This window comes from Planococcus sp. FY231025 (assembly GCF_052078085.1).
GTDB lineage: Bacteria > Bacillota > Bacilli > Bacillales_A > Planococcaceae > Planococcus.
In genome coordinates, this window is the sequence record NZ_JBQJJG010000008.1 from 14,206 (window position 1) to 27,465 (window position 13,260).

Below are 13,260 nucleotides of genomic sequence, written 5' to 3' on the forward strand. Positions count from 1 at the left end.
CGAGATAAACCGTACGAAAAAGAGGAGTGAAAGCAAGCATGCCAAAAGGACAAATCAGAAAAGCGCTAAGCGGATTCTATTACGTACTGGATGAGAACGGGGAGCGTTATATCCAGTGCAGAGGCCGGGGCGTATTCCGCAACCGGCAGATCTCGCCGCTCGTCGGCGATTACGTCGATTACGAAGCGGACAATGATTTAGAAGGCACCATCACTCATGTGTATGAACGAAAAAATGAACTGGTCCGGCCGCCGATCTCGAACGTCGACCAGGCGATCCTTGTCTTTTCCGCAAAGCAGCCGGATTTCCATCCGATGCTCCTTGACCGGTTCCTGACAGCGATTGAATCGCACGATATTCAGCCGATCATTTGCATCACGAAAATGGATCTTTTAGAAGAAGACGAAAAAGAAAAGCTTGCGGGATACATAGCCGACTATGAAAAAATCGGCTATGAAGTGATTCCGACCTTTATCGGCGACCCCGCTTTGCAGGAGCGTCTGATGCCGGTTCTTGAAGGGAAGATCAGCGTGCTGGCCGGACAGTCTGGCGTCGGCAAGTCCACGATGCTCAACACGATCCTGCCGGCTCTGGAGCTGAAGACGGACGCTATCTCCAAAGCGCTGAACCGCGGGAAGCATACCACGCGGCATGTCGAGCTGATCGAGGTCAATAACGGCCTGTTGGCAGACACGCCCGGCTTCAGTTCTTTTGATTTTGATACGGTGGAAAAAGAGGAGCTGTCCGAATATTTCCCGGAATTCGCCGCACGGTCGAACCAGTGCAAATTCCGCGAATGCCTCCATCTGAACGAGCCGAAATGCGCCATCAAAGCGGCAGTGGAAAGCAAGGAAATCCCGGAATACCGCTACAAGCATTACCTGAAGTTTTTAGAAGAAATTATGACGAGAAAGCCGAGGTACTCTAATGATTAAAATTGCACCGTCTATACTCGCAGCAGATTTTTCGAAATTGGGAGAAGAAGTTCTGGAAGTGGAAAAAGCAGGAGCGGATTGGATCCACATTGATGTCATGGACGGCCATTTCGTGCCGAACATCTCATTCGGCGCCATCGTCGTCGAGGCTTTGCGCCCATTGACGAAACTTCCGCTGGATGTCCATTTGATGATTGAAAATGCAGACCGCTATATCGAGGATTTTGCGAGAGCCGGAGCGGATTACATCACCGTGCACGTGGAAGCGAATCCGCATTTGCACCGGACGATCCAAATGATCCGCGCTGCTGGCGTTAAACCCGGCGTGGTCTTAAACCCGCATTCGCCGATTGAGTCGATCCTTCCGATTTTGGAGGAAATCGACCTGGTGCTCTTCATGACTGTCAACCCTGGTTTCGGCGGACAAAAGTTCATCGAATCTGTGGTTCCGAAAGTGGAGCAATTGTCCAAGCTGATCCGGGAAAAGGGATTGTCGATTGATATCCAGATCGACGGCGGGATCAATGAAGAAACGATCGTTCCTTGTGCCAAAGCCGGCGCGAATGTATTTGTTGCCGGTTCTGCGATATTCGGGAAAGAAGACCGGAAAGCCGCATTGCAGGCGATCAAACAGGCTGGAGAAGTGGCGATTTCGTGACGGTCGTCATTGTCGGCAGCGGGCCGGCTGAAGAGCTCCCGGACCTGAATGCATGGCCGGAAGCGGCATTCATCGGAGTGGATGCGGGCACGTTGGTGCTCCTTGGGCAAGGGATATCCCCGAAAGCGGCAGTAGGGGATTTTGACTCCGTTACCCCGGCCCAACTGGAGGAGATCGTGTCGTCGCTGCCCGGCTTTGAAAAAGCGGAAGCGGAAAAAGACGAAACGGATACTGAACTGGCGCTCGCCAAAGCATTGGAGTTTTCGCCGCGGCAAGTGATCATTACCGGCGTAACCGGCGGCCGGCTCGACCATTATATGAGCGCGCTTCATGCCATGTTTGATGTCCAGCTGAAGCATCCGGATATCCGCTTTGCAATCATCAACAAGCAGAACCGCATCCGGTTCCTGCCTCCTGGCACCCATACACTGGAACGGGACGCGGCTTACCGCTACGTTTCGTTCTATCCTTTCGGCGAAGAAGTGAAAGGGTTCACACTCCGCCATTTCAAGTACGAAGTGGCGGATGAAACCGTCCCGTTCGGGTCCACCCGCTTTGTCAGCAACGAGCTCGAAAAGGAAGGGACCGTTTCGTTCGTGCAGGGCCAGTGCATGGTCATTGAAAGCCGGGATTGAAGGAATGGACATTCGCCGGCTTCGGGGCTTTAAAAGACTTGAAGCCGTTGTAAAACAAAAAAAGAACGCCGGAGAAACGATTTCGTTTCAACGGCGTTCTTTTTTGTGTGTCCATGAAAAAATGCCGGTCCGACTGATGTCGGCCCGGCATGATCCTTGAGCGATTATACGCGCTCTACTTTTCCTGATTTCAATGCTCTTGCTGAAACCCATACACGTTTCGGTTTACCGTCTACAAGGATGCGAACTTTTTGAAGGTTTGCTCCCCATGTACGTTTTGTCGAATTCAACGCGTGTGAACGGGCGTTTCCTGCACGAGCTTTGCGTCCACTAACTGCACATACTTTAGGCATGTAAGTCCCTCCTCACAAGTGAAGCTGAAAATTATAATAGAATTTCAGTTCGTTTTTCGTTTCACATACTTTAATAATTTACCATAGACCCTAACCCTTTGCAACTCCTTTTCACCCCTCTTTCAAGAAAAAAACCTTTACACCCTAAACGCCCGCTTTTCTTGTATAATGGTTTCATGTAGAATAAAAAGAGTGAATAGGACTCAAGGAGGAATTCCGATGTCGATTGAATTGAAAAACGAATACGGCCAAATCGATATTTCCAATGATGTGATCGCTCAGATTGCCGGCGGCGCAGCGATCGAATGCTACGGCATTGTCGGCATGGCTACAAAACATCAAATCCGGGACGGACTGACGGACATCTTGCGCAAAGAGAATTTCGCAAAAGGCGTAATCGTCCGCCAGGAAGATAACGATTTGCTCATTGATATGTATGTCATCATCAGTTATGGAACCAAAATTTCTGAAGTGGCTTACCAGGTCCAATCCAAAGTGAAATATACTGTCACGAAAACCCTTGGCATGCCTGTCAAAGCGGTTAATATTTTTGTTCAGGGAGTTCGTGTCACGAACCCGTAAGAGGAGGAAAAAGCGGCTATGAAGTCATTAAATGGAATTCAATTTGCGGAAATGGTCCAGATGGGCGCGCACCATCTTTACCAGAACGCGGATTATGTAGATGCATTGAATGTCTTTCCGGTGCCGGACGGCGATACCGGAACGAATATGAACTTATCAATGACATCAGGTGCAAAAGAAACAGCAGCGAACGCGCAAGGACATATCGGAAAGACAGCGGAGGCCTTGTCAAAAGGCCTTCTTATGGGAGCGCGCGGAAATTCCGGCGTTATTCTTTCCCAATTGTTCCGCGGTTTCGGCAAGTTTATTGTAGCTGAACCGGAATTGTCGGCGCAGAAGCTGGCCGAAGCATTGCAGCACGGCGTGGAGACGGCTTACAAAGCGGTCATGAAACCCGTGGAAGGGACGATTTTGACGGTGGCAAAAGATTCAGCCGCCAAAGGCATGGAACTTTCAAAAACGGAAAGCGACGTCATCGCTTTGTTTGAAGGGGTAGTCGAAGAAGCGAAAGCTTCCCTTGAACGGACGCCGGATCTGTTGCCGGTGCTCAAGGAAGTCGGTGTTGTCGACAGCGGCGGCCAAGGGCTCGTGTACGTATACGAAGGATTCCTTGCAGCCCTAAAAGGGGAGCAGCTGCCTGAAAAGCATGCCCATAACACGATGGACGACCTGGTCAGCGCCGAGCACCATAAAAACATTGCCGGCTTTATGGACACGTCAGATATCGCTTTCGGCTATTGCACCGAGTTCATGGTCAAATTCGAAGAAGGCAAAAAAGAATTCAACGAAGCTTCATTCCGCACGGATTTGAGTGCTTACGGCGATTCCCTTTTGGTCATTTCTGATGATGAAATCGCAAAAATCCATATCCACTCAGAAGAACCCGGCAAAGTACTTACATACGGCCAGGAATATGGCAGCCTGATCTCGATGAAAATCGAAAACATGCGCCAGCAGCATATCGACATCGTCGGCGAAGATTTCCGCAAGGATGCGCCGAAAGCGGAAGCGAAACATCCTTATGCAATCGTTACGGTGGCCATGGGCGAAGGAGTTGCGGAACTGCTGCGCAGCATCGGCGCGTCTTACGTCATCGAAGGCGGGCAGACGATGAACCCGTCGACGGAAGATATTGTGAACGCTGTTAAATCGATCGGGGCAGAACGCGTCCTGATTCTTCCGAACAATAAAAACATCATCATGGCTGCCGAACAGGCAGCGCAATTGCTTGATATCGAAGCGGCCGTAGTTCCGACAAAAGACGTTCCGCAGGGAATGGCGGCGCTTCTGGCATTTAATCCCGACGCTTCAGTCGAAGACAACCATAAGACGATGGCTTCTGCATCCAAAGGCGTGAAGTCGGGATCTGTGACGTTTGCGGTACGTGATACATCCATAGACGGCATTGAGATCAAGAAAGATGACTTCATGGGCATCTCAGAAGGCAAAATCGTCATTTCAGATAAAAGCCTGCAGCGTGTGACAGAAGAACTGGCCAAGAAACTCATTGATGAGGATTCGGAAATCGTGACGATCCTCTTTGGTGAAGATGTCACTTCTGCAGACGCTGAAAAATTGGGCGCATTCATCGAATCGCTTAACGAAGACATCGAAGTGGAAATCCATGACGGCAAACAACCGCTTTATCCGTACATCATTTCAGTCGAATAAGGGCATACAGCCGGCCGTTCAGGCTGTGCCAGCTGCAGGGATTCCGGACATTCCGGAATCCCTGCAGTTTTTTGATGGAAGCCTTGCAGGACCGGGGCTGCACGTGTTGTCTGTTTCCGAATCCTTGGAGGAAGGCGTGTTTTGGAACCGGCTGTTCGCACAATAGCTTTTATCCGGTCTGCGTTTGGAGGGCAGACGGCCGGAAGCTTTACGGGCGCTTGAAAGAGAGCGCATTCATAGGCTTTATTATTTTTGTGAAATATGGCAATTTCATGTACACTAAAGGTATACGTAACCGAAGGGAAGGGGTTTGGGCAATGAAGTTCAAATCTGTATTTGATATAATCGGGCCGGTCATGATCGGCCCTTCGAGCTCGCATACTGCAGGAGCTGCACGCATCGGAAGAGTCGCGCGGGATTTATTCGGGCGGCAGCCGAAATGGGCGAAGATCCATTTGTACGGATCGTTTGCAGAAACTTACAAAGGCCATAGCACCGACGTCGCCATCATCGGCGGCTTGTTGGATTATGATACATTTGACGAACGCATCAAGACATCGTTCGAAGAAGCGGAACTGGTCGGCATGGAATTCGAGTTTATCCCGGAGACTGCAAATGTCGAACACCCAAACACGGCACGCGTTGTAATCGGCGACGACGAGTCCGAAATGTCCATGATGGGCATCTCGATCGGCGGCGGGAAAATCGAGATCACGGAACTGAACGGTTTTCCGCTGAAACTGTCGGGCGAGCATCCGGCAATTCTGGTTGTGCATAATGACCGGTCGGGCTGCATCGCGAATGTCGCGAATTGCTTGTACAAATACGATATCAATATCGGTCATATGGAAGTGTCCCGGAAAGAAAAAGGGCATATGGCGCTGATGGTGATCGAAGTGGATCAGAATGTCGATAAAGAAGTGATGGACGAACTGGCAGAATTGCCGAATATCACACAAGTAACACGGATCGCTGATTAAGAAGGAGGCCAACATAGTGGAACCTTTGTTTCGAAATGTTAAAGAGCTGGTTGAACGTGCGGAAAAAGAGAACAAACTGATTTCGGAAATTATGATAGAGCAGGAAATGATGATCACCGACCGTTCGCGCGAAGAAATCATCAAACAGATGGACCGCAATTTGACGGTCATGGAAGAAGCGGTCGAAAAAGGCCTGAAAGGCGTCCATTCGGTTTCCGGGCTGACGGGCGGCGATGCGGTCCTGCTGCAGGAATACATGAGAAAAGGCAATTCGCTGTCCGGCGACCTGATGCTTGATGCGGTCAGCAAAGCGGTTGCAACAAACGAAGTGAACGCCGCAATGGGCACAATCTGTGCGACGCCGACAGCCGGCTCTGCGGGTGTCGTCCCGGGAACACTGTTCGCAGTCCAGAACAAGCTCAATCCGACGCGTGAGCAGATGATCCGTTATTTATTCACCTCCGGCGCATTCGGTTTCGTGGTGGCGAACAACGCCTCAATTTCCGGAGCTGCAGGCGGATGCCAGGCGGAAGTCGGATCGGCTGCCGGAATGGCAGCAGCGGCGATCGTTGAAATGGCAGGCGGTACGCCGCAGCAATGTTCCGAGGCATTTGCGATTACATTGAAGAACATGCTCGGATTGGTGTGCGACCCGGTAGCGGGCCTTGTTGAAGTGCCTTGCGTTAAGCGCAATGCCATGGGCGCGGCGAATTCAGTGGTTGCGGCGGATATGGCGCTTGCAGGCGTGACCAGCCGCATTCCGTGTGATGAAGTGATCAGTGCCATGTACGAAATCGGCAAAACGATGCCAAGCGCATTACGGGAAACGGCAAAAGGCGGACTTGCCGCAACACCGACCGGCAAATGGCTGGAAGCGAAAATTTTCGGCGGAGCAGTGGTCGGCAGTGGGAAGTAAAGATTCTGTCGCCACGTTAAAAGGGGTCGGCAGACAAGCTGCGGAAACTTTACAGGAAATGAAAATTGAGACGATCCATGATCTGATCATGACATTTCCGTACCGCCATGAAGATTTCCAGCTGAAGGATCTGGCGGATACGCCGCATAATGAACGGGTGACTGTGGAGGGAAGGGTCGAAAGTGAACCTTCCGTCCTTTTTTTAGGGAGGAACAAATCCCGGACAACGGTGCAAGTGCTGGTGGGCCGCCATTTGATCAAAGCGATTTTCTTTAACCAGCCTTACGTGAAAGCCAAATTGCATATCGGCGAAATCGTGACGCTTGCCGGCAAATGGGACCGCGGCCGCCAGGTCATCACGGTCCAGAGCCATACGATCGGCCCGCGGACCGGCGGCGCCGATTTCGAGCCGGTTTACAGCCTGAAAGGCAGCATCCATCAGAAGACGTTCCGAAAACTGATGCGCCAGGCGCTCGATTCGGCGAAAGAGGATCTGGAGGATTGCCTGCCGGAGCGTCTCCGTTCGGCGTATCACCTCGAATCGTTCGCCGAAGCGTTGGAGTCGGTCCATTTCCCGTCCGACGGCGAGGCGCTGAAACAGGCGCGCCGGCGTTTTGTCTACGAAGAGCTGCTGATGTTCCAGTTGAAGATGCAGGCGCTGCGCAAGAAGAACCGGGAAGAAGAAGGCGGTTCTTTTATCGACTACGATCTGAACGAATTGCGGAATTTCATCCAATCGCTGCCTTATGACCTGACCGGCGCCCAGAAACGGGTAGTCAATGAAATCTCGAAAGACATGAAAGAGCCTTTCCGGATGAACCGGCTGCTTCAAGGTGACGTAGGTTCCGGCAAAACGGTGGTGGCCGCCATTGCGCTGTACGCGGCAGTTACGGCCGGCCAGCAAGGCGCCCTCATGGCGCCGACCGAAATTTTGGCGGAGCAGCATGCCAATACGCTTGCTGAGTGGTTTGCCGCCTTCCCGGTGAAAATCGCCTTGCTGACAGGTTCGGTGAAAGGGAAGAAACGTGGGCTTCTCATGGAGCAGCTGGCTGCAGGGGAGATTGATATTCTGATCGGTACGCACGCCCTCATCCAACCGGATGTGCAGTTCAAGAAGCTCGGACTGGTCATTACCGATGAACAGCACCGTTTCGGCGTCGACCAGCGCCGGGTGCTGAAAGACAAAGGCTATAATCCCGATGTGCTGTTCATGACAGCCACTCCGATTCCCCGGACGCTCGCCATTTCTGCATTCGGTGAAATGGATGTGTCGGTCATTGATGAAATGCCGTCAGGGCGCAAAGAAATCGAGACGTATTGGATGAAGAAAGAAATGTTCGGCAAAATACTCGGGCGAATGGAAAAAGAGCTGGCAGCCGGAAGGCAGGCGTATGTCATCTGTCCGCTCATCGAGGAGTCCGACAAAATGGACTACCAGAACGCGGTGGAGCTTTTCCAGCAGCTGTCGAGTGTTTTCCACGGGAAGTTTACGGTCGGCCTGATGCACGGACGCCTTTCGAGCGACGAGAAGGAATCGACCATGCGGGAATTTACGGAAGGGAAGATCTCCGTGCTCGTTTCGACGACGGTCGTCGAAGTCGGCGTCAATGTTCCGAACGCGACGTTTATGCTGATCTACGACGCGGAACGCTTCGGCTTGTCGCAGCTGCACCAATTGCGCGGACGCGTCGGGCGCGGCAGCGACCAATCCTATTGCGTGCTGCTCGCCGATCCGAAGACGGAAGTCGGAAAAGAGCGCATGTCTTCCATGACCGAGACGAACGACGGGTTCGTGCTGGCGGAAAAAGACCTTCAATTGCGCGGGCCCGGCGACTTTTTTGGGCGCAAGCAAAGCGGATTGCCGGAGTTCAAGATGGCGGATCTGGTGCATGACTACCGGGCGCTGGAAACGGCCCGGAAAGATGCCGAAGCGATGGTGAACTCCGAAGAGTTTTGGACCAGTGAAGAAACGAAATGCCTGCGGGAGCACCTCGAAACTTCGGGAGCGCTTGCCGGTGGAAGGCTGGACTAAGAATGCAGGGGCAATATTATCCTTGCATTCTTTTTTTGTTATTAATATACTCATATTAGGACCAAGTGCTAATAGCGGGCGGTGACAAAGTGAAAAAGACCAAAAAAGAGCGGCAGCAAGCACTGACAGCTTCCATCAATGCGAATCCGTTCGTGACGGACGAGGAACTTTCGGCCAATTTCGGCGTCAGTGTTCAGACGATCCGGCTGGACCGGATGGAATTGGCGATCCCCGAGCTGCGGGAACGCATCAAGCATGTTGCTGTCAAAACATTCGAGGATGAAGTCAAATCATTGCCGATTGACGAAGTCATCGGCGAGATTATCGATATTGAACTGGATGAAAAAGCGATTTCCATATTCGATGTAAAGCCGGAACATGTCTTCCAGCGCAACCAGATTGCCCGTGGACATCATTTATTTGCCCAGGCAAATTCCCTGGCTGTGGCCGTGATGAACGATGAACTGGCATTGACCGTGAAATCGGAGCTGCAGTTTTTGCGGCCGGTCAGAGCGGGGCAGCGGGTGGTGGCGAAAGCGCAAGTGATCGAACGGCAGCCTGAAAAGAACCGGGCATTTGTAAAAGTGGTGTCGTCTGTCGATCAGGCGACTGTATTTATCGGGACATTTGAAATGTACCGAATGACGGAACGAAGCGAAGGTGACGGGAAATGATTATTGCAGTAGACGGAATGGGCGGAGACAACGCCCCGAAAGAGATCATTGAAGGCGTCTACAAAGCTTTAGGCGAATTCAGCGATCTGCAGATTCAATTGTACGGCCAGCAGGAACGGATGAAGCCGTTTCTGAAAAGCCACGACCGCTTGGAGGTCATCCATTGCGAAGAAGTGATCGAAGCGGAAGACGACCCGGTGCGCGCGGTGCGCCGGAAAAAAGATTCTTCGATGGTGCAGATGGCGCAAGCGGTCAAAGAAGGGCGCGCTGATGCCTGCGTGTCTGCCGGAAATACCGGCGCTTTGATGTCGGCCGGATTGTTTGTCGTCGGCCGGATCGAAGGCGTGGACCGTCCGGCGCTGGCCCCGACGCTGCCGACAATCGACGGCAAAGGGTTTGTCATGCTGGACATGGGAGCGAACGCCGAAGCCCGGCCGGAGCATCTGGTCCAGTACGCCGTCATGGGCAGCATCTATGCGGAAAAAGTACGCGGCATCCAAAACCCGACCGTCGGCTTGCTGAACATCGGGACGGAAGAGAAAAAGGGCAACGAATTGACCAAAGCGGCATTTCCGCTGCTGAAAGACGCGCCGATCAATTTCATCGGCAACGTGGAATCGCGCGACCTGTTGAATGGCGCTGCTGATGTCGTCGTAACGGACGGCTTTACCGGCAATATGGTGCTCAAGACGATTGAAGGAACCGCGATGAACGTGTTTGCCATGATCAAAGATGTTTTCAATAAATCAGCGAAGACGAAAATGGCCGCCTTGTTGGTAAAAGATGATATGCGCGGCCTGAAAGGCATGCTCGACTACAGCGAATACGGCGGTGCCGGGCTGTTCGGGCTGAAGGCGCCGGTCATCAAAGCGCACGGTTCGTCGAATGCCAACGCATTGTTCAACGCCATCCGCCAGGCGAGGACCATGGTGGAGCACGATGTGACAGGTACGATATACAGCACGCTGAAAAAGGAGAACCCTCATGACTAAAATTGCATTTATCTATCCAGGACAAGGCTCGCAGACGGTCGGCATGGGCGAAAGCTTTCTTGCCGATGAACGGAGCCGCCGATTTTTTGAAGAAGCCGACAAAGAGCTGGGCGTCAACCTTTCGGAAATGATGCTCCATGGCCCGCAGGAAAACCTGACGCTTACATACCACGCACAGCCGGCGCTTTTGACGGTGAGTGCGATGATTACCGAAAGGCTGAACCGGGCGGGCATTTTCCCTGATTATACAGCCGGCCATAGCCTGGGAGAATACAGTGCGCTTGTGGCGTCCGGTGTCCTGCCGTTTGAAACAGCGGTGGGCATCGTCCATAAACGCGGCTTGTTCATGAACGAAGCAGTGCCGGCCGGAGAAGGCGCCATGGCTGCGATTCTCGGCATGGGCAGCGAAGAACTGGAAAAAATCACGAATAAAGTGACAGACACGAACGGCGTTGTCCAACTGGCGAATTTAAACTGTCCAGGGCAGATCGTCATTTCCGGCACCAAAGAAGGTGTCGCCAAGGCGTGCGCTGTGGCGAAAGAACAAGGCGCCAAACGGGCGATTCCGCTCGACGTCAGCGGGCCGTTCCACTCGGAATTGATGCGGCCGGCTTCCCAGTCGCTTTCCAAAGTGCTGAGCGAAGCGTTTCTTGAAGACGCAATTATCCCCGTCGTGACAAACGTGACGGCGAAAAGCGAAACCCATGCCTCGCAATTCCAGGAGCTTTTGGTGCGCCAATTGTATTCCCCGGTCCTGTGGGAGCAGTCGGTACGGGAAATGATCGATCTAGGGGTTACGGTCTTTGTCGAAGTCGGGCCGGGGAAAGTGCTGAGCGGATTGGTCAAGAAAATCGACCGTTCCGTACAGACTTTGCCGGTATACGATGTGGAAACTCTTGAAAAAGCGGTAGAGGAGCTGGCAAAATGACGGACTTAACAGGAAAGACAGCCATAATCACTGGGGCCTCGCGCGGAATCGGTGCAGAAATCGCCCGTAAATTGGCAGCTGCCGGCGCGAAGGTCGTCGTGAATTACAGCGGCAGCCAGGAAAAAGCGGAAGCGGTTGTAGAGGAAATCAAAGCGGGCGGCGGCGAAGCCATTGCGGTCAAGGCGAATGTTTCGGATGCCGAGGCGGTGAAGGCGCTTGTCGACGAAGCCATGCAGGCATTCGGATCGGTCGACATTCTGGTCAACAATGCCGGGATCACCCGTGATAACCTCATGATGCGCATGAAAGACGACGAGTGGGATGATGTCATCAACACCAACCTGAAAGGCGTCTTTGTCTGCACGAAAGCCGTGATGCGCCAAATGATGAAACAGCGCGCAGGCCGGATCATCAACATCGCTTCCATCGTCGGCGTTATGGGCAATGCAGGGCAGGCCAATTACGTGGCGGCAAAGGCGGGCGTCATCGGCCTTACGAAAACGACGGCGCGCGAATTGGCAAGCCGGAACATCACGGCAAACGCGGTGGCTCCAGGATTTATCACGACGGATATGACAGACAAGCTGGGCGAGGACATCCAGAAGACGATGCTATCGCAAATCCCGCTTGGCCGTTTCGGCAAACCCGAAGAAGTGGCGAAAGCGGTGCTGTTCCTGGCATCGGACGATTCGTCCTATATGACTGGCCAGACGCTGCATCTTGACGGCGGCATGGTCATGTAAGAAAAAATTCTGTATACTGATTTGAGGGGAGGTGACGGCATTGTCAACAGTATTAGAGCGCGTAACAAAAGTAATCGTGGATCGTCTTGGTGTGGAAGAAAGCGAAGTTAAGCTAGAAGCTTCATTCACAGGCGACCTTGGTGCAGATTCATTGGACGTAGTTGAATTGGTCATGGAACTTGAAGACGAATTCGACATGGAAATTTCTGACGAAGACGCAGAAGGTATGTCAACCGTAGGCGACGCAGTATCGTATATCGAGAAAAAACAAGCGTAATAGACCGAATGTAACTTGGCGTCCACCGGCTTTGCAAGAAGCGGGTGGGCGCCAATTCATTTTTTGCACAAACCCATAAAACAAGGTAAAATCAAAGGCAGAACGTTATAGGAAGGCAGATAAAAAATGGCAATGAAAAGAAAACCCCATACACAAAAACCCGGAGCGATCAAAGAAAGCGCCCGTGCGGCTTTCGACGAGCTCCAAAGAACCTTGAACATCCAATTCGAGCAGCCGGCATTGCTATACCAGGCGTTTACCCATTCGTCCTATGTGAACGAACACCGCAGACGCCATTACCTGGACAATGAACGACTTGAATTTTTAGGAGATGCTGTTCTGGAACTGTCTGTCTCTCACTTTTTGTATGCAAAATATCCGGAGATGAGCGAAGGGAAACTGACAAAACTGCGCGCAGCCATCGTCTGCGAACCGTCATTGGTGACGTTTGCCAATGAGCTCAATCTCGGGAACTACATCCTGCTTGGAAAAGGTGAGGAACAGACAGGCGGCCGGACAAGGCCCGCACTTTTAGCTGACGTGTTCGAGTCGCTGATCGGCGCATTATACCTCGATCAAGGGCTTGAAGCCGTGGTCGCATTTCTGGAAACCGTTTTGTTCCCGAAAGTCGAAGTCGGGGCTTTTTCGAATGTGATGGATTATAAGAGCCAGCTGCAGGAACTGGTCCAACAGAAAAACAGCGGCGCTTTGACCTACGAGATCATCGAAGAAAAAGGGCCTGCACATAGCCGGGTATTTGTCACACGGGTGTCGCTCGCTGAGCAGGAGCTCGGCGTCGGGAACGGCCGCTCGAAAAAAGAAGCGGAACAGCAGGCCGCTCAGTTGGCAATCCGCAAATTGCAGGAAGCAATGGAGGATTAAGT

15 protein-coding genes are annotated in these 13,260 nt (G+C 52.4%); 14 read left to right on the forward strand and 1 reads right to left on the reverse strand.

Annotation, left to right across the window (positions count from 1 at the left end; translation table 11 throughout):
* Positions 1-38 precede the first annotated feature (38 nt).
* The 3 genes from rsgA to ACTL32_RS11785 are packed head-to-tail and all read left to right on the forward strand — an operon-like array spanning position 39 to position 2,228.
* Positions 39-935: a ribosome small subunit-dependent GTPase A gene (gene rsgA / locus ACTL32_RS11775; protein WP_441341684.1), complete on the forward strand. Its 897-nt coding sequence runs from the start codon at positions 39-41 to the stop codon at positions 933-935.
* Positions 928-1,593: a ribulose-phosphate 3-epimerase gene (gene rpe, locus ACTL32_RS11780; RefSeq protein WP_441341685.1), complete on the forward strand. Its 666-nt coding sequence runs from the start codon at positions 928-930 to the stop codon at positions 1,591-1,593. Before rsgA ends, rpe begins: the two co-directional genes overlap by 8 nt.
* On the forward strand, positions 1,590-2,228 hold the full coding sequence (locus tag ACTL32_RS11785; RefSeq protein ID WP_441341686.1) for a thiamine diphosphokinase: 639 nt from the start codon (positions 1,590-1,592) through the stop codon (positions 2,226-2,228). The genes rpe and ACTL32_RS11785 overlap by 4 nt, the downstream gene beginning before the upstream one ends.
* Before the next feature lie 164 nt (positions 2,229-2,392).
* Here the strand turns inward: ACTL32_RS11785 and rpmB are convergent, their stop codons facing one another.
* Complete coding sequence (rpmB, locus tag ACTL32_RS11790; protein ID WP_235196596.1) at positions 2,393-2,581, reverse strand: 50S ribosomal protein L28; 189 nt, start codon at positions 2,579-2,581, stop codon at positions 2,393-2,395.
* A gap of 219 nt (positions 2,582-2,800) precedes the next feature.
* On the opposite strand from rpmB, the gene ACTL32_RS11795 reads away from it, so the two are divergent.
* The 11 genes from ACTL32_RS11795 (at position 2,801) to rnc (ending at position 13,258) form a co-directional block, all read left to right on the forward strand.
* Positions 2,801-3,163 carry an Asp23/Gls24 family envelope stress response protein gene (locus ACTL32_RS11795; RefSeq protein WP_441341687.1) on the forward strand — a complete coding sequence of 121 codons (363 nt, stop codon included), beginning with the start codon at positions 2,801-2,803 and terminating at the stop codon, positions 3,161-3,163.
* Positions 3,164-3,181: 18 nt separating this feature from the next.
* Positions 3,182-4,834 carry a DAK2 domain-containing protein gene (locus tag ACTL32_RS11800; protein ID WP_441341688.1) on the forward strand — a complete coding sequence of 551 codons (1,653 nt, stop codon included), beginning with the start codon at positions 3,182-3,184 and terminating at the stop codon, positions 4,832-4,834.
* A gap of 317 nt (positions 4,835-5,151) precedes the next feature.
* Positions 5,152-5,814 (forward strand): L-serine ammonia-lyase, iron-sulfur-dependent subunit beta, encoded by a 663-nt coding sequence (sdaAB, locus tag ACTL32_RS11805; RefSeq protein ID WP_204892527.1) that lies wholly within the window; start codon positions 5,152-5,154, stop codon positions 5,812-5,814.
* 16 nt (positions 5,815-5,830) lie between these two features.
* A complete protein-coding gene (sdaAA, locus tag ACTL32_RS11810) occupies positions 5,831-6,730 on the forward strand; it encodes an L-serine ammonia-lyase, iron-sulfur-dependent, subunit alpha (RefSeq protein ID WP_441341689.1) in 900 nt (299 codons plus the stop codon).
* A complete protein-coding gene (gene recG, locus ACTL32_RS11815; RefSeq protein ID WP_441341690.1) occupies positions 6,720-8,762 on the forward strand; it encodes an ATP-dependent DNA helicase RecG in 2,043 nt (680 codons plus the stop codon). The genes sdaAA and recG overlap by 11 nt, the downstream gene beginning before the upstream one ends.
* 89 nt (positions 8,763-8,851) lie before the next feature.
* Positions 8,852-9,436 (forward strand): transcription factor FapR, encoded by a 585-nt coding sequence (gene fapR / locus ACTL32_RS11820; protein ID WP_204892524.1) that lies wholly within the window; start codon positions 8,852-8,854, stop codon positions 9,434-9,436.
* A complete protein-coding gene (plsX, locus tag ACTL32_RS11825) occupies positions 9,433-10,428 on the forward strand; it encodes a phosphate acyltransferase PlsX (protein ID WP_441341691.1) in 996 nt (331 codons plus the stop codon). The genes fapR and plsX overlap by 4 nt, the downstream gene beginning before the upstream one ends.
* Entirely contained in the window at positions 10,421-11,356 is a 936-nt protein-coding gene (gene fabD, locus ACTL32_RS11830; protein ID WP_441341692.1) for an ACP S-malonyltransferase, read from the forward strand. Before plsX ends, fabD begins: the two co-directional genes overlap by 8 nt.
* On the forward strand, positions 11,353-12,099 hold the full coding sequence (gene fabG / locus ACTL32_RS11835; protein ID WP_441341693.1) for a 3-oxoacyl-[acyl-carrier-protein] reductase: 747 nt from the start codon (positions 11,353-11,355) through the stop codon (positions 12,097-12,099). Before fabD ends, fabG begins: the two co-directional genes overlap by 4 nt.
* Positions 12,100-12,139: 40 nt before the next feature.
* A complete protein-coding gene (locus ACTL32_RS11840) occupies positions 12,140-12,376 on the forward strand; it encodes an acyl carrier protein (RefSeq protein WP_204892520.1) in 237 nt (78 codons plus the stop codon).
* A gap of 126 nt (positions 12,377-12,502) precedes the next feature.
* Complete coding sequence (gene rnc / locus ACTL32_RS11845) at positions 12,503-13,258, forward strand: ribonuclease III (protein ID WP_204892519.1); 756 nt, start codon at positions 12,503-12,505, stop codon at positions 13,256-13,258.
* Positions 13,259-13,260 lie beyond the last annotated feature (2 nt).